We start from the raw sequence: 22,584 nt of genomic DNA on the forward strand, positions 1-22,584 counted from the left end.
CAGTGCTGTCGAGTCGGTGCAGCGATCTCGCGCCACCCCGGCACCGCTCACACATCGCCCTCGCAACTCCAACCTTCGCCGGTACCGCGCTGGAGCACCCGATCTGTGACCAGCACATCCCCGGCCGGCACCTGCGCCTGCTGCGCAAGGTCGGCATAGATCGGAGTGAAATCCGGCGCGGTGGCGTCCATCAATTGCGCGAAGCTATCGATGACGAAGTAGGTCTTTTGAAAGCTGTCGATGCGGTAGCGCGTGCGCATGATGCGTTGCAGGTCGAAGCCGATCCGGTTGGGCGCCGGCGATTCCAGCGAATGCAGCGATTCGCCCTTCGACGACACGATGCCGGCCCCAAAGATACGCAACCCTTGCGGCGTTGCGATCAGGCCGAATTCCACCGTGTACCAATACAACCGTGTGAGGTTCTGCAGCGCGTCCGCGCCGATGCCATGCGCCTTGACCCCGCCACGGCCGTAGGCCTGCATGAAGTCGGCAAACAGCGGGTTCATCAACAGCGGCACGTGCCCGAACAGGTCATGGAACAAATCCGGCTCGGCGATGTAATCGATCTGCTCGGGGCGGCGGATCCACCACGTCACCGGGAAGCGCTTGTTGGCCAGATGTTCGAAAAAGTCCAGTTCCGGCAGCAGGCCTTGCACGCCGACCAGGGTCCAGCCGGTAGCCGCCTGCAGCACGGCGTTGAGCGCATCGAACCGCGGGATGTGGGTGTCGCCCATGCCCATCGCATCCTGCGCCTGCAGGAATTCGTCGCAGGCGCGCCCGACCAACAGCTCGCGCTGGCGCCGATACAAGCTGCCCCAGGTGGCATGGTCGTCGGCGCTGTAGCCGTCCCACGGCTGCTCGACCACGGCGGTGGTGTAGACCGGCACATAGCCCTTGTCGGTGAGCTGATTCTCGACGCGTTGCGGTGCGGTGTTCATGCGGCGGCAGTTCCCGATGATCAGCGCTCACCTTAGCCCGATGGCCGCGCAACGGGATTGCGAATCTTGCGCGGTCAACGCCAGATGGCGCAAGATTCGTGCGTCATCTTCTGCTGCTGCGCAACATATGGACCACCCCATCGCCCTGGACCGCACCGATCTGCGCCTGCTCGCCCTGCTGCAGACGCAGGGGCGCAGCAGCAATGCGGAGTTGGCGGTGCAGGTCAATCTGTCGGCATCGGCCTGCCTGCGCCGCACCCAACGGTTGGAGGCAGCCGGCATCATCGCCGGCTACGGCGCGCGCCTGGATGCCAAGGCGCTGGGGCTGGGATTGCAGGCGTTTGTGCGCGTGCAGTTGGAACAGCACGGCCAGGCCGATATCGAGCATTTCGCCGAGGGCGTGCGTGGCTGGGACGAGGTGGTGGCCTGCTGGGCGCTCACCGGCGACATGGATTACCTGCTGCAGGTGCAGGTGCGCGATCTGGAGCATTTCTCGCGGTTTCTGCTCGACCGCCTGCTCAATGCCACCGGCGTGTCCGACGTCAATTCCAGCTTCGTGCTGCGCACCGTCAAGGCACCGGAAGGCTTGCCGTTGGCGCATCTGGCCTGACCCCCGCAGCGCTGCATGAGGGCGGGGCGGCACATTGTGACTTGCCTCTCAAACGCTAACGATTTACATTTGCATAACTTCTGGCCGCGTCCGGTCATGTCGTTCCCCGTCGATCCGCCAGCCCCGCAGGGTCAGCCAGCTCGTCGCCCGAGTGGGACGCGCACGCCTGCCTGCAGCTTCCTGACGCCCAGCGTCCGCACCGATCGATGAGAACCCATCCAATGCCCGCGATTTCCGCTCCTCTGGCCACGCTGTCCGCCGCCTTGCTGTGCGCGCTGGCGATGACGCCTTGCGCTGCCCACGCCGCCGATGCTGCCGATTTAACCAACGCCAAGACGCTGGACCAGGTCAACGTCAACGGTGCGGTGAGCCGCGCGCAGCCGGCCACCACCACGCGGCTGCCGCTGACCTTGCAGGAAACGCCGCAGTCGGTGAGCGTGATCGGGCTGCAGCGGTTGGAAGACGAGTCGCTTTTCAGCATCGACGATGTGATGCGCAATGTCACCGGCGTCAACGTGTCGTTCTACGACACCCAGCGGCCGTTGTATTTCGCGCGCGGCTTCCAGATCACCGACTTCCAGGTCGATGGCTTGCCCACCTACAGCGGTTCCACCAACCAGGAATACGACACAGTCTTTTACGACCGCATCGAAGTGATCCGCGGCGCCAATGGCCTGCTCACCGGCGCGGGTATTCCCTCGGCCACGGTCAACCTGCTGCGCAAGCGGCCCGGCAAGGAGTTCGATGCCTCGTTCGCGGTGAGCGCGGGCACCTGGGATTTCCGCCGCATGCAGGCCGACGTCAACGCACCGCTGACCGAAGACGGGCGCTGGCGCAGCCGCGTGGTGGCGGCCTGGCAGGACCGCGATTACTACTACGACCGTTACCACGACAACAAGATGTCGGGCATGGCGGTGCTGGAAGGCGATCTGACCGACAGCACCACGCTCACCGTCGGTTACCAGCGCCAGGACAACAGCCCGGTCGGCTCGACCTGGGGCACGGTGCCGTTCTTCGCAGCCGATGGCTCGCTGGCCAACCTGTCGCGCTCCACCAACCTGGCGCCGGAGTGGACCCGCTGGCAGCGCGAAACCAGCACCGCGTTCGCCAACCTGGAACAACGCTTCGGCGAGGACTGGCTGTTGCGCGTCAACACCGCGCACACCAAGGGCAATGTGCAGAGCCTGCGCGTGTACGGCACCGGCTATCCGGCCGCCGATGGCAGCGGTATGTTTCTGCGCACCGGCACTGGCGAGACCGAAGACACTCGCGACAGCGTGGATGTGTATCTGTCCGGTGGTTTCTCGCTGTTCGGCCGGCAGCACGACGTGGTGGTCGGCGGCAGCTGGCAGGATCTGCAATCGACCTCGTATGACGTGGCGCAGACCTATCCCGACGACTGGGCGACCTGCCCCAACGACTTTGGTCCACCCGAGCGCTGCTATTTCATTCCCAACATCCGCAACTGGGATGGCAATGCGTCGGAAGTGACCTATGCGCGCACCGGCCGGCGCAGCGAAGCGCGCACCACCCAGCGCGGCGTGTATGCCTCCACACGGTTTCGTCTGGCCGATCCGCTGTCGTTGATCGCCGGCGCACGTCTGAGCTCATGGGAAACCCGCACCCAGGCCTTCGATGCCAGCGGCACCTACACCGGCACCAGTGGCCGCTATGAAGTAAGCGACGAAGTCACTCCGTACGTGGGCCTGGTCTACGACATCGTGCCGGATGTGTCGCTCTACGCCAGCTACACCGAAATCTTCAATCCGCAGAACTACCGCGACAAGGACAACAACCTGCTCGCGCCGGTGGAAGGCTCCAACCTGGAAGCCGGCATCAAGGCGCAGTTGCTCGACGGCCATGCGATGGCCACTGCCGCCGTGTTCGAGGCCAAGCAGGACAACTTCGCCGTGCGCGACATGACCCAGCCGGAATCCTCGCTGCCGGACGGCAATTCGGCCTACATCGGCATCAACGGCACCAAGAGCCGTGGCTGGGAAATGGATATCAACGGCGAGATCCTGCCCGGCTGGACCGTCAATGCCGGCTTTACCCACGTCAAGGTGACGCGCCCGCCCACCGATGCGATCTACGCCAATCTGCCCGAGGATTATCTGCAGCTGTCCACGCAGTTGCGCTTGCCCGGCGCCTGGGAGCGCCTGAGCATCGGCGGCGGCGTCAGTTGGCAAAGCGCGGTACGCGGTTTCAATATCGAGCGCCCCACCGGCGACGGCAGCGGCGCCACCACACCGGTGACCGTGGTGCAGAACGCGTACGCCTTGGTGCACTTCAACGCCAACTACCGCATCAGCGATCAGTGGACTGCCACGTTGGCGGTGCGCAACGCCTTCGACAAGACCTACTGGGCCAACCTGGACTACCAGAACTATGGCGAGCCGCGGTTTGTCAGCGTGTCGTTGCGTTGGCGGTATTGAGGTAGCGGCGAAGTGCGTTCCGATAACAGCGCCAGGACGGCAGCACTGTTATCGGCACGGCATCGCGGCCAAGGCCGCTCCTACAGGGGGACGGCCTGGCTGCCCAAGCTGTCGATATTGGTCATTGCCCCCGAAAACCAGCCCGCTGTCGTAGGAGCGGCCCCGGCCGCGAAGCCGTCCTGATACGCCTTCAGCGCGCCCGCGCAACCACCGCGCTGTCGTAGGAACGACCCCAGCTGCGACCCCCTCTGGCACGCCTTCAGCGCATTCTCCAAACCACTGCGCAGTTGTAGGAGCGGCCTTGGCCGCGACCCCGTTCCGGTACATGCTCAGTGCATCAACACAATGCATCAACAACGCCGTCGCCTAGCATCGGCTTTAAAAGCGCGCGTCTCGAAACAGGTGCGGCACCCGCATCATCAACTCCGTATGGCCTCGCACTGCAGCCGCATCACGGCGCCACGCAGGCCTCGTCCTTGCCACGCAATTTCTCCCAACGCGAGCGCTCTTCCAGACAGCGCCGATACGCTTCTGCCTTGGCGGCGTCAGCCTGATCGGCGGCCGTGCGGGTGGCGCTGCTGCGCTGCGCCTGCAACTGCGCGATCTTGGCGCGGATTTGCGGCATCGCCGCCATCGCGGCGCGCTCGCCTTCCAGGATGGCCGCGCCACGCTGGTTGAAATCGGCCGAACCGATGTCGCTGACCTTGGGGCGGATCACCACATCGGCACGCTTGAGTTCGGCCTCGCCCAAGCGCTGGCCCATGATCGAGATCGATTGGTTGACCGTGCCGAGCAGATCGCCAGGATTCTTGCCGCTGGCCTTGCTGGAAATATCCACCGCCACCACGAATTCGGCGCCGAGCTGACGCGCGGCATCCACCGGCACCGGGCTGACCACGCCGCCGTCCACATAGTGGTACTGGCCGATGGTCACCGGCTCGAACACGCCGGGAATGCTGCTGGACGCACGCACCGCCTGGCCGGCATTGCCGCGCACGAATACCGTGCGCTCGCCGTCTTCCAGGCGCGTGGCGACCGCGGCGAAGGGCTTGCGCAACTTGTCGATCGGTTTACCGGCGAGCTGCTCGTTGACGTAGTCCTGCAGCTTCTGGCCCTGCACCAGGCCGCCGGAGAAGATCCGCACATCGCGGATGCTGGTCTGGTCGAGCGCAACGGCTTTTTCCTGCATCTGGAATGCGTCCATGCCGCTGGCATACAACGCGCCGACCACGCTGCCGGCGCTGGTGCCTGACACCACCACCGGCGCAAAGCCGTTGGCTTCGAGCATCTTGATCACACCGATATGCGCAAATCCCTTGGCCGCACCGCCACCCAGCGCAACGCCGATCTTCACCGGCTTTGCAGTGCTGGCAGAGGGCGCCTGCACGACAGGTGCCGGCATGGCAGGACGCGGTTCACCGCCGCAGGCCGAAAGCAGACCGAGCAACGACATCAGGGCAAGAAAGCGTGGGCGGCGGAGCGCGGTCATGGCGACGGGATGTTGGATGGATGGCGAGGGAGAATACACGCGTCGCGCGATCAACCGCTGTTCCTTCTCCCCACGGGAGAAGGTGCCTCCAGGGGCGGATGAGGGTACGGGCGAAGCCTGGTGTCATCTGATTCCAAGTGTGGCTTCGCCCCCGTACCCTCACCCCAACCCCCGCGCCGCGCGCCGCGCGCCGGCCCGGCCCGCGCAAGCAACTCAGCCTTCCCCAACCGTCGCCCAATAACGCTCGCCATCGCGCTGCACCCGCACCGGGCCGTCGAACGCTGCCGACAGGCTGGCGTCGGTGAGCAGCGCATCGCGCGTGCCATCGGCCACCACGCTGCCGGCGCGTAGCAGGATCACCCGCGCGATCTCCGGCACGATCTCTTCGATGTGGTGGGTCACCAGTACCAGTGTGATGCCTTGCTGGGCGAGGTGACGCATGGTGTCGAGCAGATGCTGCCGCGCGACCAGATCCAGACCGGTGGACGGCTCGTCCAGCAGCAGCGCCTGCGGCCGGTTCACCAGCGCACGCGCGATCAGCACGCGGCGGGTTTCGCCGGCCGACAACTCGGCAAATTGCCGATCCAGCAGCGGCAGTGCGCGCGCTAGTGCAAGCGCCTCACGTGCCCGCGCGCGCATGTCGTCGCTGACGTCGCGATGCGGCGGCACCACGTAGCTGGCGAAGAACCCGGACAGCACCGCGCTCTCCACATCCAGCCCCGGCATGTCGGCCAGGTTGACGCTCAGATCGCTGGTGACGATGCCCAGCTGCGAGCGCAAGCGATCCACCTGCCAGCGGGTCTGGCCCAGCACTTTCACCGCCGGTTGGCCGTCGGCACGCACCAGTGGATACAGCTCGCGCGTGATCAGTTTGATGAAGGAGGATTTGCCGCAGCCATTGGGTCCCAGGATGGCGGTGTGTTGCCCCAGTGCAATGCGCAGGCTCAAGGCGTGCAGCACGCGCACCTGCCCACGCATCACGCTGGCCTGGTCGAGTTCGATCAACGGGACGGCATTTTCGACAGCAGAATCGGCAGCAACAGTCATACGGATGACATCAAGAGTTTGAGGAAAGGAGACGTGTGAACCGCTTTAGGAATGCAGGGTGCACCCTACGCATCCGAAGGGTGAAGTTTGCCGCCATCGCCCCCATCATGTCTGCATCGACCAAAGAGATGGCGCCGCTGTGGAACTGCCGATGTTGTCCGATCCGATCATCGACTTCCTGACCTCCGGCGTGGCCGGGTTGGGCGTGTGGAGCATGCTGGCGGTGCTGCTGGTGTTCACCCAGCTCACCATCTTTGCGGTGACCTTGTACCTGCATCGCAGCCAGGCGCACCGGGGTGTGGATTTTCATCCGCTCGTTGCGCACTTCTTCCGTTTCTGGACCTGGCTCACCACCTCAATGATCACCCGTGAATGGGTGGCGATCCATCGCAAGCATCACGCCAAGGTGGAGACAGAAGAAGACCCGCACAGCCCGCAGACCAAGGGCATCGGCCAGGTGTTCTGGCGCGGCGTGGAGCTGTACCGCGAAGCGCGCGCGCAGCGTGCCGATATCGAGCAGTACGGCAAAGGCGCACCCACCGACTGGATCGAGCGTCACCTGTATACCCCGCATGCCAACGCCGGCCCGATCGCGTTGCTGGTCATCAACTCGGTGCTGTTCGGCCTGCCGGGCATTGCGTTGTGGGCGATCCAGATGGCGTGGATTCCGTTCTGGGCCGCCGGCGTGGTCAACGGCCTGGGCCACTGGTGGGGCTATCGCAATTTCGAATCCGCCGACACTTCCACCAACCTCACGCCGTGGGCGCTGTGGATCGGTGGCGAAGAACTGCACAACAACCATCACGCGTTCCCGAGCTCGGCGCGGTTTTCGATGCGGCGCTGGGAGCTGGATATCGGCTGGGTCGCCATTCGCGGTTTGCAGGCCTTGGGCCTGGCCAAGGTGCTGCGCGTGGCGCCGTCGCTGGATATCCGCCCCAACATCGCCGTGCCCGATGCCGACACACTCAAGGCCTTGCTGTCGCATCGCTTCCAGGCCATGACCGACTACCAACGCAACGTGCTCAAGCCGGCACTGCGCGAAGAAGCTGCCGCCACCGGCGCCAAGTTGCGTCAGTTGCTGCCGCGGCGCTTGCGCAAGGGCTTGGTCGACGACGGGCGCTGGCTCAAGCCGGACGCGCGGGAACAGTTGCAGCGCTGGGTGGCCGAGCGCCCGCGCATGCGCACGCTGGTCGAGTACCGCGCGCGCTTGACCGCCGTGCTGGAAGCGCGCAGCCATGATGCCTCCGAACGGCTCAAGCACTTGCAGCAGTGGTGTCATGAGGCCGAAGCCAGCGGCAATGCCGCCTTGCAGGCGTATGCGGCAAGGCTCAAGGGTTACGCGCTGAGTGGGTCTTAAGCTTAGTGGCACGCGTGCCGATGCGCGCGCGCGTGGATCGCATGGCTTGATCGTGCGCAGCATGCTGATGGCGTGTGGGGCATGCATTCCGGCGGTTGTCGCGCAGGCCCAAGTGCAGGACAGCCAGCAATATCTGCAGCGCATGGATACCGACGGCGACGGACGTGTCAGCCGTGATGAATATCTGGCCTGGATGAGCTACGCCTTCGATCAGCGCGACCTGGATCACGACGGCGTGCTGCAGGGCGATGAACTGCCGGGTCGTCGCGGCAAGCCGATCACCCGCGCGGCCCATCGCGCCACGCTGATCGAGCGTTTCGCGCGGCAGGATGCGAACGGCGATGGCTCTCTGAGCGCGCGCGAGTTGCTGGCGCCGCCGCGGTGATGTGCGCCGGCACGCTTGCCTTCGCGCTCGCCTGACGCCAAGCCCGGCAAGCTCGCGCACATGTTCACTCTCGACCAGGTCAGCCGCCGCTACGGCCAGGCCATTGCCCTCGATGCAGTCACGCTGACATTCGCCAGCGGGATCACCACCGCCTTGATCGGCCCCAGCGGTGCCGGCAAGTCCACCGTGTTGCGCATGCTGGTGGGGCTGGAATGGCCCGATAGCGGCACGGTGGCCTTCGACGGCACGCCGCTGCAACGCGCCAGCCTGCAGGCGCAGCGGCAACGCATCGGTTATGTGATCCAGGAAGGCGGGCTGTTTCCGCATCTGGATGCGCGCAGCAATGTGGTGTTGCTGGCGCAGACGCTGGGCTGGACGCGGCAACGCATCGATGAGCGCCTGGAGATCTTGTGCGCGCTGTGCCAGTTGCCGCCTGAATTATTGAAGCGCTACCCGGCCGAGCTGTCCGGCGGACAGCGCCAGCGCGTGGGCTTGATCCGCGCCTTGATGCTGGATCCACCGGCCTTGCTGCTGGACGAACCGCTCGGCGCGCTCGACCCCATCGTGCGCTACGACCTGCAGGCGCAGATGCGCGAACTGTTCGCCCAGCTCGGCAAGACCGTGGTGCTGGTGACGCATGACGTGGCCGAAGCGGCGTATCTGGCCGACACCCTGGTGCTGATGCGCGCCGGCCGCGTGGTGCAGCAGGGCAGTGCACGCAGTTTGCTCGAACATCCGGCCGATCCGTTCGTGCAGCGCTTTCTCACCGCGCAACGCAGCATCGGCGAGGCCGCATGATCGCGCGCGTGCTGCTCGCACTGTGTGTGCTGATCTGCAGTGCCGGCGCGCATGCCGCGCAGGTGACGATCGGCTCGAAGAACTTCACCGAGGCAGTGATCCTGGGCGAGATTGCCACTGCGGCCGGCCAGCGCGATGGTGTGGACGTGCAGCACCGCGCCCAGCTCGGTGGCACGCGCATCCTGTGGCGCGCGCTGGAGACCGGGCAGATCGATGCCTATGCCGAATACACCGGCACGCTGGCGCAGGAACTGCTGCAGTTGCCCAAGGCCAGCCAGGCCGAACTGCGCGCCGCACTGGACGCGCGCGGACTGGCGATGACCGACTCGCTCGGCTTCCAGAACACCTATGCCTTCGGCATGCGTGCCGAACGCGCGCAGGCGCTCGGCATCGCGACGATGTCGGATCTGGCCCGGCATCCAACGCTCACCATCGGCCTGAGCAACGAATTCATGCAACGCGCGGATGGCTGGCCGGGCGTGCGCGCGGCGTATGCGCTGCCGCAGACTGCGACCGGGCTGGATCACGATCTGGCCTATCGCGCGCTGCAGAGCGGGGCGATCGAAGTCACCGATCTGTACAGCACCGATGCGGAAATTCCGTATTACCAGTTGCAGGTGCTGCGCGACGACCGCCGGTATTTCCCCGAGTACCAGGCCGTGTTTCTGTATCGCAAGGACCTGGCGCAACGCGCACCGGCGATGTTGAAGACATTGCAGGGGCTGCAAGGCCGCATCGACGAGGCGACCATGCAGCGGCTCAACGCGCAGGTGAAGCTGGAGCGTCAGTCCGAGGCGGCGGTGGCCGCGCAATGGCTGGGCGTCACGCCTGCATCCGAAGCCGATTCGCGTATCACGCGCCTGCTGCGGCACACGCGCGAACATCTGGCCCTGGTCGGCATCTCGTTGGGCTTTGCGTTGGTGATTGCGTTGCCGCTGGGCGTGCTTGCGGCGCGGCGGCCACGGCTCGGTCAGGTGGTGCTGTCGTTGACCGGCGTGTTGCAGACGCTGCCATCGCTGGCGGTGTTCGTCTTCATGATTCCGCTGTTCGGCATCGGCGCCAAACCGGCGATTGCCGCGTTGTTTCTCTACAGCCTGCTGCCGATCGTGCGCAACACCCACGCCGGGCTGACCTCGATCCCGCGCGAGCTGCGCCAGACCGCTCAGGCCATCGGGCTGCCGGCGTGGACGCGCTTGTGGCGCGTGGAGTTGCCGCTGGCGCGTCGCACGATCGTGGCCGGTATCCAGACCGCAGCGGTGATCAACGTCGGCACCGCCACGCTGGGCGCATTGATCGGTGCTGGCGGTTACGGCCAGCCGATCCTCACCGGTATTCGCCTGGACGACATCGGCTTGATTCTGGAAGGCGCGATTCCCGCAGCGGTGCTTGCACTGCTGGTGCAGGCGGCGTTCGAAGGCCTGGAGCGCTGGGTCACGCCGCGTGGGTTGCGGCTCAGCCAGCGCGGTTGAGCGGCAGTGCAACCCTATGTTCGCTATGAACACGTAGGAGCGGCCTTGGCCGCGACAGGGCTTTACCCCGGTAACGCCCCGTCGCGGCCAAGGCCGCTCCTACAAGCGCTGGCTTACCGCCTCATCCGTCTGGCAGCGCCGCAATCAAGCGTGAAAGCGCATTCTCGGTGACGCTCATGTGTGGTGCGATACGCAAACGCCCGTGCCGCCGTGTGCAGATCGCACCAAGTTTGCCGAACGTTGCCGCCACTGCATCCAGCTGATCTGCTGGCGGCTGCAAGGCCGTGAGATGCGGTGCATGCCCAGGCGTGCACCAGCCGCCCAGACCACGTACGTGCAAGGCCGCATCCCACTGCGCAGTGAGCGCACCAAGCGCCTGCCCAATGCGTGCCGGTTGCCATGCAGCAATTTGCTGCAATGCCACCGTCGCCATCGCGATCCGCAAGGGATCGGCAACGCCGCCGGCATCGAACCGTCGTGCACCGCTGCGGTACGGCGGCGCTTTGGCAACCGGAAAGTCCCAACTGCTGCCCGCATCGCGGCCGATCCAGTGTTCTTCGATCGGCACGCCGTGCGCACGCCAGTGCGGTGCCACCCACAGCCAAGCCAGTCCCATCGGCCCGAGCAGCCATTTGTGGCCGACACTGACCACAAAATCCGGTTGCCAGCGCGGTAGATCGGTCGGCAGCACGCCCAGGCTCTGGCTCAGATCCAGCACCAGCGCCGCGCCGCGCGCGTGCACCGCTGCACTGATCCGGTCCAGGTCCAGTTGCTGCCCATCCAGCCAGTACGCATGCGGCAGCGTCACGATGCGTAATGCAGGGGTGTCGGCAATCGCTTGCAATACCGCATCGGTGAGTGCGTCGCCGCTGGCCGTCGGCACCGCCACGATATGCGCACCGACTTCTACGCAGCGCCGTTGCCAGATCAGCAAGTTGGACGGGAATTGCCCCTCCAGCAGCAACACCGCCTCGCCGCGTTGCAGCGGCAGGTTGCGTGCGGCAGTGGCCAGCCCATGCGCTGCCGAGGGCAGCATCGCCACGCCATCGGTGTCGTGGTCGAACAAGCCAGCGGCAAGCGTGCGCAAATGTTCGATGTCGTGCAGCCACGCATAGAACGGCAGCTGCCAGGGTGTGGCCATCGCGTCGATGGCCTGATGCGCCACCGTTTGCACGGCGCGCAACAGCGGTCCGCGCGAGGCGGCATCCAGATAAGTAACTTGAATAGGCAACGCGAATGCCTGGTGCCGATGTGCCCAGTCGATGGGGGCGGGGAGCAGGCTGGACAGGGAAGACGTGGACATGACTACAGCTTACCGCTGGCTGCCACGCTGCCGACACGGCGCGTTCACGGCCGCTCCTCAAGCATATGCTCATGTCTGCAATCTCCCCCGTGCTGGTCGACCACCAGCAACAGCAGCTGACCCTGCTGGAACGCTTCGCGCAGACCCGCGCGTTGAGCGATCGCCTCGCCGCACCGCTGAGCGCCGAAGACGCGATGGTGCAGAGCATGCCCGACGCCAGCCCCAGCAAATGGCATCTGGCGCATACCACCTGGTTCTTCGAACGCTTCGTGTTGCAGACAGATCCTGCGTACCGCCTGTTCGATCCGGCCTGGGATTTCTTGTTCAACAGCTACTACCAAAGCGTCGGCCCGATGCATGCGCGCGCGCGTCGCGGTGTGTTGTCGCGGCCCTCGTTGCAACAGGTGCGCGACTACCGCGCTGCGGTCGATGCACAGATGCAGCAGCGCTTGCGCGATGGGCAATTAGACGCCCAGGCCTGCACCATCGTGCAACTCGGGATCCAGCATGAGCAGCAGCATCAGGAGTTGCTGCTCACCGACATCAAGCATGCGCTGTGGAGCAATCCGTTGCAGCCGGCCTATCGCGATGCGCCCGCACCGCCCGCCGCCATTGCCAGCACGCTGCGCTGGCATGCGCGCGACGAGCAGATCGTGGAGATCGGTGCAGCCGCGTGGCCGCAATCCGAAGCGTTTGCCTACGACAACGAATCGCCGCGTCACCGTGTTCTGGTCGGCGCGCATGCGCTGGCCAATCGCGTGGTCACCAATGCTGAATTCCAGGAATTCATCGACGCTGGTGGTTACCGCAGCGCCGGCGCCTGGCTCAGCGATGGCTGGGCGATGGTGCAGGCGCAGGGCTGGCAGCGTCCGTTGTACTGGGATGCAGATGGACGCGAGTTCACGCTTGATGGCTGGCGCGCGCGCGATGCACATGCACCGGTATGTCATCTGAGTCTCTTCGAAGCCGATGCCTTCGCACGTTGGGCCGGCGCGCGTCTGCCCACCGAAACCGAGTGGGAGCAAGCCGCGACCGGTGTGCCGGTGCAAGGCAACTTCGTCGATACCGACGCGCTGCATCCACGCGGCGCCGAAGCGGTGGATACCGGCCTGCAGCAGTTGTTCGGCGATGTCTGGGAGTGGACCGGCAGTGCATATCTGCCGTATCCGGGTTTCGCGCCGTGGCCCGGATCGCTGGGCGAATACAACGGCAAATTCATGAATGCGCAATGGGTGCTGCGCGGTGGCAGTTGTGCCACACCGGCCAGCCATATCCGCGCCAGTTATCGCAACTTTTTCCCATCCGATGCGCGTTGGCAGTTTGCCGGCGTGCGCCTTGCCAAGGATCTGCCTTGAACGCCGCCGCCCACGCCACCCAACGCGCCCACGCCGCGCTGACCGATCTGCAACCGCAACCGGACGACATCACCGCCGATGCGCTGGCGGGTTTGGCGCAGACGCCCAAGACGCTGCCGTCCAAGTATTTTTACGACGCGCGCGGTTCGCAGTTGTTCGAAGCCATCACCCAGCAGCCGGAGTATTACCTCACCAGCACCGAATTGCGTCTGCTGGAAGCCAGCATGCCGGCGATCGCGCAAGCGATCGGCCCTGAGGTGCATGTGGTCGAATACGGCAGCGGCAGTGGCCGCAAGACCGAGTTGCTGCTGCAGTGCCTGCGCGATGTGGTGGCCTATACCCCGTTGGAAATCTCGCGCAGCGCCTTGCTCGACAGCACCGCGCGGCTGGCCCAGCAATTTCCGCAGATCCAGATGCTGCCGGTGTGCACCGACTTCACCAAGCCATTGCTGTTGCCCGATGCGCAACGTCCGGCGCGTCGGCATCTGGTGTTCTTCCCCGGTTCCACGCTGGGCAATTTCACCGACGCCGCTGCCATCGAGTTGATGGATGCGATGCGCCAGACCATGGGCAGCGATGGCTGCGCGTTGATCGGGATCGATCTCGACAAGGATGCCGCGCTGATCGAGGCCGCCTATAACGATGCAGCTGGTGTCACTGCCGAATTCACCTTGAATCTGCTGGCGCGGCTCAACCGCGAGATTGGCAGCGATTTCGATCTGGAGGGCTTCCGTCACCATGCGGTGTATGCACGCGAACGCGGCCGCATCGAGACGTTTCTGATCAGTCAACGCGCCCAGCACGTGCACGTAGGCGGCAAGGACTTCAATTTTGCCGAAGGCGAAGCGATGCAGGTCGAATACAGCTACAAATACACCGACGCCCGTTTCGCCGAACTTGCCGCTGCCGCCGGATTAAAAGTCACGCACGGCTGGAACGATGCCAAGGACTGGTTTGGGCTGCGCTTGTTGCGCCCGCTGTAACCGGCTGCTTTTTAGAATGTTATCGGTGCTTGGCGACGTGGTGGTCGTGTCGGTGCCTCAAACTGATTGCAGCAGTTTGAGCGCACGCTGACATGCGGCGTGGATTGCGTCCACCAGCGTGTCCAGAATTGGATGCTCGACGCCTTCGTTTCGAAGTTGGATAGCAAGATCCTGCGCTTGGTCCGGCAGCTGATTGGCAGCCAGGCGCATCCAAGCGAGGCAAGCCGATGCCTCCAGGCGCATCTGCAGCGCAAGCTGTTGCCAATCGCTTGAACGGACATCCCACCAGCGATAGTGGCTGCCGATCTTCATCGCCAGCTTGATCTTGCGCTGTTGCAGATGCGGATAAGGCAGGGCGCTGGAGATGTCGTACAGCGGCGCCAGTCGCACTTGTCCCGCCTGGCCAAGCAACAACGAATAGTTCTTCGCATGCGCATCGGTGCCGCCGATCAGGTAATTGAAGACCAAGGCCTGAAACAGGCTTTCGACGTCTTGCCGCGCTTGCGAGGAGTGCATCCACAGCAGCTGCGCGATCTCGGTTGGTCCCGGGCCACCCTGGTTTTGATACTTGATCTGCGGCATCACTCCCAATGCCTGGCAGAAGTCTTCCTGATGGATGCGTAGCAGCGTGCCCTGGGTTGCGATGCGGTCATAGCGCTCGACACAGATGGCCGTCTCATCGCCAAACCTCAGCGCCTGGCCCGCTGCAGTCGACAGGCCGATCTTGCGCGCAAGGCGCAGGCAAAACAGTTCGTTCTCGACGAAGCCGTCGTATTCGCCGCTGGGTGGTTTGAGGATATGCGTGGTTGGAATGCGTCCGGCCGGGATGGCCCACTGCTTTCCGTCGTGCAGCAAGGCGATCTTGGCCTGCGCGCCGGCCAGGCTGAATTGACCGACGTCGTCGATCTGGCGTGCTGCACCGACATCCTGGCGCAGCCTGCGCAGGCGCATTTCCAACGCGCTCTCGGTGAGAGGCTCGATGCTGTCGTTGGCGCCGGACATGACGTCCTCAAGCCGGGCTGGAGTGACGAATTGCACCGCACCGGCACAGTCCTCGCCAACATGCGACAACAGCGCCAACGGGTTGCGCGGCGAGACCTGAAATCTGGATGCCCAGCGCTGCAAGGTGGTTTCATTGTCGGGTAGCAAGCCCCAGACCACCGCGTTGACCGCATCGGTTGGGTGATGCTCCCGGCTGAGCGGAAGGTTCAACGAAAGCGGTATCGCATTCGCCGACGCTCGCCAGGCAGGGTCGTAAGCAAATCGCGCACGGCCAGTAGCGTCGGCATCCAACTGGCCGACCACTTGGCTGCCCATCAGTGCAATCAGCTTCACTTGGTCTTCTTCTTGCTGATTGATCGCGCTTTTGGTGTGGCAGGTGTGGTCTTGCTACCGATGTCTGGTGCACGAGCGTTTTGTGAATTCGCCGCATCAGTCTCTGCTGCATCTGCAGGCGGCTGCTGCGATTTGCGCGACACGGCATCGCGCGCTTGATGCACTTCCAGCTGCGCGGCGTGCGCGGCAGAACGAGTTACCAGGCCGGCGCTTTGCGAAGGTTCCAGGACATGGAATGCACTCGGCTTGCCCACGTTCTTCAACGCGTAAAGCGAACTGAGCGGACGCTGGGTGCGATTGCGTTCGACGATGTCATCCAGGTTGATCGATGGCATGGCTGCGTGATCGGGTGGAAGACGATGTCGAGCATCGGCGCCACCCGGGGCAAGCAGCAGCTCAAGGCCCAGCACCTGCAGCGCGCGCAGGATCAGTTGCAGCTCGGCGCGTGGCTTGCCTTTCTCGATATCGACGATCCACCGCCGACTCGCGCCGATTTCATTGGCCAGGCGTGCCTGATCCCAGCCCCGGCTCTTGCGAGTGGCGCGGATAACATTGCCGATGTCGGCAGGGGTACGCACAGTGTCCATGGTCTGAATGTAAGCGATCGGCGACATGGATTCAATGTCGCCGTTCGCTTACATTCGGCTTGGGATTTGCAACACCTTAAGCCCCTGGACCGCGCTGTGATGGCGAATGAGTTCGTTCGGTTACATATACGCGATGTAACCGTTCGGCGACATCAAGCCGCCTGCACCACATGCAGCGCCTTGGGATTGCGCCACTGCACCAGCAGTGCGGCTTCGCGTGCCTTGGCCTCGTGTAGATGCGCGTGCTTGATATGACCATAGCCGCGGATGTGCTCGGGGATGCTGGCGATCTGTGCGGCCAGGCCGACGTTGTCGGCATCCAGGCGCTCCAGCAGCGTCTCCACCGTTGCAACGTAATCGGCGATCAGTTGGCGTTCGCCACGTCGCTCGGCGCTGTAGCCGAACACATCGAACGTGCCGCCACGCAGGAACTTCAACCGCGCCAGCAGCTTGAAGGCGTTGAACATCCACGGCCCGTATTCGCGCTTGATCAGGTTGCCGTGCGCGTCCTTCTTTGCCAGCAACGGCGGCGCCAGGTGGAAGCGCAGCGTGTAGTCGCCTTCGAATTGTTGCTGCAGCCGGCGCTGGAAGTCGCCGCGCGTGTACAGCCGCGCCACTTCGTATTCGTCCTTGTAGGCCATCAGCTTGAAGGCATAACGCGCGACCGCTTCGCTCAATGCGCTGCTGCCGGGCGCACGTTGCGCCTCGTGCGTGCGTACGCGTTCGACCAGAGCGCGATAGCGCTGCGCGTAGGCGGCATCCTGATAGTCGGTCAGAAAGCCGACGCGGCGCGCGATGGCTTCATCCAGCGACTGCGCCAGCTGCTCATCGTCGAGCGGATGCGTCGGCGCATCGACATCACCATGCAGCGTGTTGCCCGTGCTTTGCGCCAACGCACGTGGCGCGCTCTGACCGCTGAGATCGTGGTCTTCCCAATTGCCGGGCGCACGCGCTTGTGGCGCATCGCCATGCGCGATGGCCGAGTCGCCCACGCTCGGCAAACCCGCAGCGCGCCGCACTGCCGGCAGATCGACCGCCGCCAATCGCCCCCACGCAAACGCCTGCTGATTCATCGCCACCGCCGCACCATTGAGCTCGATCGCGCGCATCAGCGCCGCATGCGACAACGGCACCAGCCCGTGTTGCCAGGCATAGCCGAGCACGAACAGGTTGCTGGCGATCGCATCGCCCAGCAGCGCGGTGGCCAGTTGCGTGGCATCCAGCAGTAACGGCTCCTGGCCGCCCAATGCGGTACGCACGCCGGCGATGATCTCGGCGGCGGGGAATTGCAGGTCCGGCTGGGTGGTGAAGTTGCCCGGCATTGCCTCATAGGTGTTGAGCACCACCTGTGTGCGGCCATCGCGCACCTTGGACAGGGCCCAGTAATCGTTGACCACCACCATGTCGCAGCCCAGCACCAGATCCGCTTCGCCGGCAGCGATGCGCACGGCGTGGATATCGGCCGGTCGGCGTGCGATGCGGATATGCGTGGTCACCGCGCCGCCCTTCTGCGCCAGGCCGGTCTGATCCAGCACGGTGGCGCCTTTACCTTCCAGGTGCCCGGCCATGCCAAGCAACGCACCGATGGTCACCACGCCGGTGCCGCCGACGCCGGTGATCAGAATGTTCCAGGGCTGTTCCAGCGTGGTGCGTTGTGGCGGCGCGGGCAGCGTGTCGAACAGCGCGGTGGCATCGCGTTGTTTGCCCTTGCGCGGCTTGCCGCCATGCACGGTGACAAAGCTCGGGCAAAAGCCCGAAACGCAGGAATAATCCTTGTTGCAATTGGATTGGTCGATCTGCCGCTTGCGTCCGAATTCGGTTTCCTTGGGCAGCACCGACACGCAGAAGCTCTTTTCGCCGCAATCGCCGCAACCTTCGCAGACCAGCGAATTGATCATGACGCGCTTGGGTGGGTCGACCAACTTTCCGCGCTTGCGCCGGCGGCGCTTTTCGGTGGCGCAGGTCTGATCGAAGATCAGGATCGACACACCCTTGACCGTGCGCAACTGCTGCTGCACCGCATCCAGTTCGCCACGGTCATAAAAGGCGACATCGGCGGGAAACAGATCGCGGCGCCGCGTCCATTTGCCGATGTCGTCGCTGACCACCGCAATGGCGTGGATGCCTTCGGCGCGCAGTTGATGGGCGATGTCGGGCACGGTGAGCGTGCCGTCCACCGGCTGACCGCCGGTCATCGCCACCGCATCGTTGTAGAGGATCTTGTAGGTGATGTTGACGCCGGTGGCGACCGACTGGCGGATCGCCAATGAGCCGCTGTGGAAATAGGTGCCGTCGCCCAGGTTCTGGAACACGTGCGGCGTTTCGGTAAACGGTGCCTGCCCCGACCAGGTCACGCCTTCGCCGCCCATGTGGGTGAAGGTGTCGGTGGAGCGGTTCATCCAGGTCACCATGTAATGGCAACCGATGCCGCCCAACGCACGTGAGCCTTCCGGCACCGCCGTGGAGGTGTTGTGCGGGCAGCCGGAGCAGTAATGCGGCACGCGTGGGAACAACGCGCGTGGCAAGGCCATTTCGGCTTCCTTGCTGTCCATCCAGCGCAGCCGCTGTTCGATCGAGTCGGTCATCGCGCTGGATGGAAGCGCAAATCGCTGGATACGCTTGCCGATCACCGCCGCAATCGTGGCCGGCGTCAGCTCGCCGGTGGAGGGCAAAATCCACGCGCCGTGCTCGTCGTATTTGCCGACGATGCTCGGCCGCGCACCGGCGCTGGCCGGCCAGTTGTAGAACAGTTCTTTCATCTGGCGCTCGATGAAGGCTTTCTTCTCCTCCACCACCAAGATGTCTTCGAGCCCCTGCGCAAACGCGCTGATGCCCACCGGCTCCAGCGGCCAGGTCATGCCGACCTTGTAGACGCGGATGCCGATCTGCGCGCAGGCCTGCGCATCCAGGCCCAGGTATTCCAGCGCCTGCAGCACGTCCAGATAGCTCTTGCCGGTGGTCACGATACCCAAGCGTGCGTGCGGCGAATCCAGCACGATGCGGTCGATGCCGTTGGCGCGCGCAAATGCCTGCGCGGCGGCGATCGCGTAGCGGTGCAGACGCATTTCCTGATCCACCGGCGGGTCCGGCCAGCGGATGCTCAAGCCGCCTGGCGGCAACGCAAAGTCCTCTGGCAGCACGATCGTGCGTGCGAACGGATCCACATCCACCGACGCGGAAGACTCCACCGTCTCGGCAATGGTCTTGAAGCCGATCCAGCGCCCGGTATAGCGGCTCATCGCCCAACCGAGCAGGCCCATGTCCAGGATGTCCTGCACCCCGGCCGGGTTGAGGATCGGCATCATCGCGCTGACGAATTCTTCTTCCGAACCGTGCGGCAGGGTCGAGCTGCGGCAGGCATGGTCGTCGGCGGCCAGCGCCAGCACGCCGCCATATGGCGAAGTTCCGGCGGCATTGCCGTGCTTGAACACGTCGCCGCTGCGGTCCACACCCGGGCCCTTGCCGTACCACATGCCGTACACGCCCTGCACCTTGGCACCGGGGAACAGATTGGTCTGCTGGGTGCCCCAGACCATGGTGGCGGCCAGGTCTTCGTTGAGGCCGGGGGTGAAGGTCACCCTGGCCGCATCCAGATGCTTGCGCGCGCGCCACAGCTCCAGATCGAAACCGCCCAGCGGGCTGCCGCGGTAGCCGCTGATGAAGCCGGCAGTCGCAAGGCCGGCGGCGTCATCGCGCAGGCGTTGCATCAACGGCAGCCGCACCAGCGCCTGCACGCCTGACAAGTAGATGCGGCCATCGGCGCGCGTGTACTTGTGCTCCAGCGTGTAATCCGCATCCACCTGGCCGAGCTCCGGCGTGTTGGCAGAGTCGGGGGAAGAGAGTGCAGCAGTACTGGTCGTGGCTTGCCCGGAAAGGGTGGCTGGAACCCAGGGCTCCAAAACGGCCTAACAATTGTAACAGCCGCTATTCACATGCCTGGGACACCAGGTGTGCATCGCAGCGACACTGAGGTTAGGATGGGACAGGGTTGGGGTTTGTCGTGTGTCGCAAGGGGAAAAACCAGTGAGAACGAAGTTCGCATGGGCCATTGCGTTGGCCCTGCTCGGGAGTGTGTGGTCGTTGGCGCAAGCGCAGAGCCTGCCCCAGCCCAAGGAGTTCTATTTCGACGAAGACCGCGGCACCACGAAAGCCGTGGTCGCCGTGCAGGGGCAGGGCGATGCGGTGGTCGACCGTCTGGCCGCGATGGTGCAGCGTGACGCACGTGCCGCCGAACCGCGCGCGCAACTGGCCTCGCTGGCCTATGCCGGTGGGCGCACCCAGTTAGGCGACGAGCTTTACCAGGGGGCATTGGGCCTGGTTTCCAGTGGTAGCCAGCAATATCGCGCTATCACCTGGAACTACGGCTGGGATCTGTTGCGTGCCGACAAGGCCGACAAGGCCTTGCAGCTGTGGGCCAACCTGGCCAACGGCCGCCCGGCCACGCCGCAATGGCTGCCCACGACCGTGGCGCTGGCGCTGTGGCGTGCCGGGCGCAAGCAGGAAGCGGTCGAGTGGTATGCCGCCGCCGTGCGCACCTGGCCTGAACGCTGGAGCAGCACCGCCAACTACGCCAGCCTGCTGCCGGACTGGCGCGAAGCAGAGCGTGCCAGCCTGGCCGAGGTTTTCGCCGCCTGGCAGGCGAACCCGCCGGCGTTTCCGTGAGTCTTGGCACCGCGCTGCAGTTAACCGCGGCAGCGCGATGCCCTGCATTAGCCGAATCTGTGCGATAGGCGGGCTTTTTCATCCAGCCACCGACCAACGCCTTGATGAGGCGAGGGCGCCGCATATTCGACGTACCGGTTTTTCGGACGACCGAGCGAAACCGCCAGGATTTGAAACGCAGACCCGGTGACATGAGTCGAAGGTGGAGAGAGCAGTTGCAGAGCGGCGGATCTGTGGCTTGGTTGCAGGGCCCTTGCCCGCTCACCCTCGCGGGACACGCTGCAAGTACGTCCTTGTAGGCTCTTACGCGGCATCCATGCCGCGTAAGGTCCCGCGACGGTGAGCGGGCAAGGACCAGTCGAGTGGGCTGGTGTGCATGGTTTTAAAACAGCCCCGGCAAACTTTCTGGTGCGGTGTCCTCGCTGCTTGCGGGACCGTGTGGCGGCATGGATGCCGCCACCGAGCCCCCAGGGACGGGTTCACGGCGTGTCCCGCGAGCGGCGAGGACACCGCGCACTCGACACACTGGTTTCGGATAGGCAAACGATGGAAGTCTCGCTGCTTCGGGTTAGCGCGATGCCAAGCCAGCCCTCTGTCGATGCCTGTGCTGCGCGCTATGCGATCCTGTGCATCGCTTTCCAACGGACACGATCACGCCATGGCAGTGGATGCATTTGCGTTGATTCTGGCGATGCTGGGGCTGGGTCTGCTGTTCGCCCGCTTGCGGGTGCTGCCGGACAACAGCGCCGACGTGCTCAATCGCATCGTGTTGTTTATCTGCCTGCCGGCCTCGGTGCTGACCTATGTGCCGCGCCTGCATCTGGATGCTTCGCTGGGTGGGGTGATCGCCACGCCGTGGGTGCTGACCGCGATCATCGTGCCGCTGCTATGGGGCTGTAGCCGTGTGTTTGGATTCAAACGCGAGGAATACGCTGCGCTGCTGATGTGCGTGGTCTTCACCAACTCCAGCTTCATCGGCTTTCCGATGGTGCGCGCGTTGATCGGCGATCACGCGCTGCCGTATGCGGTGGTCTACGACCAGTTCGGCACTTTCGTGCTGCTGTCCACGTTTGGGTTGTATGTGCTGGCGCGCTACAGCGGCGACACCCCGCCTACCGCGCGGATGATCCTGCTGCGGGTGCTGCGGTTTCCGCCGCTGTGGGCGCTGCTGTTCGCACTGACGTTGATGCCGGAGCAGCCGCCGACCTGGATCGGTTCGGGATTGAAGAGTCTGGCCGATGCAATGCTGCCGCTGGTGATGCTGGCGGTCGGCTTTTCGCTGCAGTTGCGCTTGCCTGCGGACGAGTTAAAACCGCTGGCAGTGGGGCTGGTCTTCAAACTTGCGTTGATGCCGGCCCTGGCGCTGCCATTGTCCTGGGCGCTCGGCTTGCATGGCGCGATGTTGCAGGCCAACGTCCTCGAATCGGCCATGCCTACCATGATCACTGCCGCCGCATTGGCCATCTCGCATCGGCTGGCACCGCGCCTGGCCGCAGCGATGGTCGGCTACAGCATCCTGCTGTCGCTGCTGACCTTGCCTGCCTGGGCCTGGTTGCTGGCACGTCTGGTGGCGTGATGCCAGGCGCGCACTCGCGCTGCCACTTCGGTACTGCCGCATCGCAGGTTCAACGCGCACCCGCGTTAGCCTCGCAGCCAATGCTGCACTGCGATGACAATGCGCTGCATGCAGAGCCGCCAATCGACACCACAGCGCGCGAGGTCATGACGCAGGCGCGCAGGTCGCGCAGAAGCTGCTGCGCACGCGCGCTGCACAGGGATTTTCCGAGCATGGATCACGGCTGTTGGAAGATCGCCCGGCTGGCAGTCGAGC

17 protein-coding genes are annotated in these 22,584 nt (G+C 64.6%); 10 read left to right on the forward strand and 7 right to left on the reverse strand.

The annotated features are described in order from the left end of the window. Positions 1-47 precede the first annotated feature (47 nt). On the reverse strand, positions 48-938 hold the full coding sequence (gene phhA / locus NDY25_RS11755; RefSeq protein ID WP_168959615.1) for a phenylalanine 4-monooxygenase: 891 nt from the start codon (positions 936-938) through the stop codon (positions 48-50). A gap of 127 nt (positions 939-1,065) precedes the next feature. Between phhA and NDY25_RS11760 the strand changes: the two genes are divergently transcribed. Then, positions 1,066-1,548, forward strand: coding sequence for an Lrp/AsnC family transcriptional regulator (locus tag NDY25_RS11760; RefSeq protein WP_168959614.1), 483 nt, complete (start codon positions 1,066-1,068; stop codon positions 1,546-1,548). Between the two features lie 221 nt (positions 1,549-1,769). Then, positions 1,770-3,983 carry a TonB-dependent siderophore receptor gene (locus tag NDY25_RS11765; protein ID WP_168959613.1) on the forward strand — a complete coding sequence of 738 codons (2,214 nt, stop codon included), beginning with the start codon at positions 1,770-1,772 and terminating at the stop codon, positions 3,981-3,983. A gap of 451 nt (positions 3,984-4,434) precedes the next feature. Here the strand turns inward: NDY25_RS11765 and NDY25_RS11770 are convergent, their stop codons facing one another. Beyond that, positions 4,435-5,472, reverse strand: a complete 1,038-nt coding sequence (locus tag NDY25_RS11770; protein ID WP_168959612.1) for a patatin-like phospholipase family protein — start codon at positions 5,470-5,472, stop codon at positions 4,435-4,437. A gap of 213 nt (positions 5,473-5,685) precedes the next feature. After that, complete coding sequence (locus tag NDY25_RS11775) at positions 5,686-6,519, reverse strand: ABC transporter ATP-binding protein (protein ID WP_168959611.1); 834 nt, start codon at positions 6,517-6,519, stop codon at positions 5,686-5,688. A gap of 151 nt (positions 6,520-6,670) precedes the next feature. Between NDY25_RS11775 and NDY25_RS11780 the strand changes: the two genes are divergently transcribed. The 4 genes from NDY25_RS11780 (at position 6,671) to NDY25_RS11795 (ending at position 10,528) form a co-directional block, all read left to right on the forward strand. Then, the gene (locus NDY25_RS11780; RefSeq protein ID WP_168959610.1) at positions 6,671-7,876 is read left to right on the forward strand and encodes a DesA family fatty acid desaturase; all 1,206 of its coding nucleotides are present in this window, start codon (positions 6,671-6,673) and stop codon (positions 7,874-7,876) included. A gap of 61 nt (positions 7,877-7,937) precedes the next feature. Beyond that, complete coding sequence (locus NDY25_RS11785; RefSeq protein ID WP_168959641.1) at positions 7,938-8,261, forward strand: EF-hand domain-containing protein; 324 nt, start codon at positions 7,938-7,940, stop codon at positions 8,259-8,261. A gap of 60 nt (positions 8,262-8,321) precedes the next feature. Beyond that, entirely contained in the window at positions 8,322-9,059 is a 738-nt protein-coding gene (locus NDY25_RS11790) for an ATP-binding cassette domain-containing protein (RefSeq protein ID WP_115037034.1), read from the forward strand. Further along, complete coding sequence (locus NDY25_RS11795; RefSeq protein ID WP_168959609.1) at positions 9,056-10,528, forward strand: ABC transporter permease/substrate-binding protein; 1,473 nt, start codon at positions 9,056-9,058, stop codon at positions 10,526-10,528. The genes NDY25_RS11790 and NDY25_RS11795 overlap by 4 nt, the downstream gene beginning before the upstream one ends. A 121-nt stretch (positions 10,529-10,649) precedes the next feature. On the opposite strand, the gene NDY25_RS11800 is transcribed toward NDY25_RS11795, so the two are convergent. Continuing rightward, positions 10,650-11,831 (reverse strand): aminotransferase class V-fold PLP-dependent enzyme, encoded by a 1,182-nt coding sequence (locus NDY25_RS11800; protein ID WP_168959608.1) that lies wholly within the window; start codon positions 11,829-11,831, stop codon positions 10,650-10,652. A gap of 65 nt (positions 11,832-11,896) precedes the next feature. Here NDY25_RS11800 and egtB point away from each other — a divergent pair, with 65 nt between their 5' ends. Together egtB and egtD are read left to right on the forward strand one after the other, a co-directional pair. Then, positions 11,897-13,186, forward strand: a complete 1,290-nt coding sequence (gene egtB, locus NDY25_RS11805; protein WP_168959607.1) for an ergothioneine biosynthesis protein EgtB — start codon at positions 11,897-11,899, stop codon at positions 13,184-13,186. Then, positions 13,183-14,169: an L-histidine N(alpha)-methyltransferase gene (egtD, locus tag NDY25_RS11810; RefSeq protein ID WP_168959606.1), complete on the forward strand. Its 987-nt coding sequence runs from the start codon at positions 13,183-13,185 to the stop codon at positions 14,167-14,169. Before egtB ends, egtD begins: the two co-directional genes overlap by 4 nt. Before the next feature lie 57 nt (positions 14,170-14,226). Here the strand turns inward: egtD and NDY25_RS11815 are convergent, their stop codons facing one another. The 3 genes from NDY25_RS11815 to NDY25_RS11825 all read right to left on the reverse strand — a co-directional run bounded on the left by NDY25_RS11815 (position 14,227) and on the right by NDY25_RS11825 (position 19,990). Next, positions 14,227-15,504 (reverse strand): type II toxin-antitoxin system HipA family toxin, encoded by a 1,278-nt coding sequence (locus tag NDY25_RS11815; RefSeq protein WP_168959605.1) that lies wholly within the window; start codon positions 15,502-15,504, stop codon positions 14,227-14,229. Next, positions 15,501-16,118 (reverse strand): helix-turn-helix transcriptional regulator, encoded by a 618-nt coding sequence (locus NDY25_RS11820; RefSeq protein ID WP_256627464.1) that lies wholly within the window; start codon positions 16,116-16,118, stop codon positions 15,501-15,503. Before NDY25_RS11820 ends, NDY25_RS11815 begins: the two co-directional genes overlap by 4 nt. Before the next feature lie 125 nt (positions 16,119-16,243). Further along, positions 16,244-19,990: an indolepyruvate ferredoxin oxidoreductase family protein gene (locus NDY25_RS11825; RefSeq protein WP_256627465.1), complete on the reverse strand. Its 3,747-nt coding sequence runs from the start codon at positions 19,988-19,990 to the stop codon at positions 16,244-16,246. Between the two features lie 124 nt (positions 19,991-20,114). On the opposite strand from NDY25_RS11825, the gene NDY25_RS11830 reads away from it, so the two are divergent. Together NDY25_RS11830 and NDY25_RS11835 are read left to right on the forward strand one after the other, a co-directional pair. Next, the gene (locus NDY25_RS11830) at positions 20,115-20,753 is read left to right on the forward strand and encodes a tetratricopeptide repeat protein (protein ID WP_168959603.1); all 639 of its coding nucleotides are present in this window, start codon (positions 20,115-20,117) and stop codon (positions 20,751-20,753) included. Between the two features lie 658 nt (positions 20,754-21,411). Beyond that, a complete protein-coding gene (locus NDY25_RS11835; protein WP_168959601.1) occupies positions 21,412-22,329 on the forward strand; it encodes an AEC family transporter in 918 nt (305 codons plus the stop codon). Positions 22,330-22,584 lie beyond the last annotated feature (255 nt).

It is taken from the genome of Xanthomonas hortorum pv. pelargonii (assembly GCF_024499015.1).
GTDB lineage: Bacteria > Pseudomonadota > Gammaproteobacteria > Xanthomonadales > Xanthomonadaceae > Xanthomonas > Xanthomonas hortorum_B.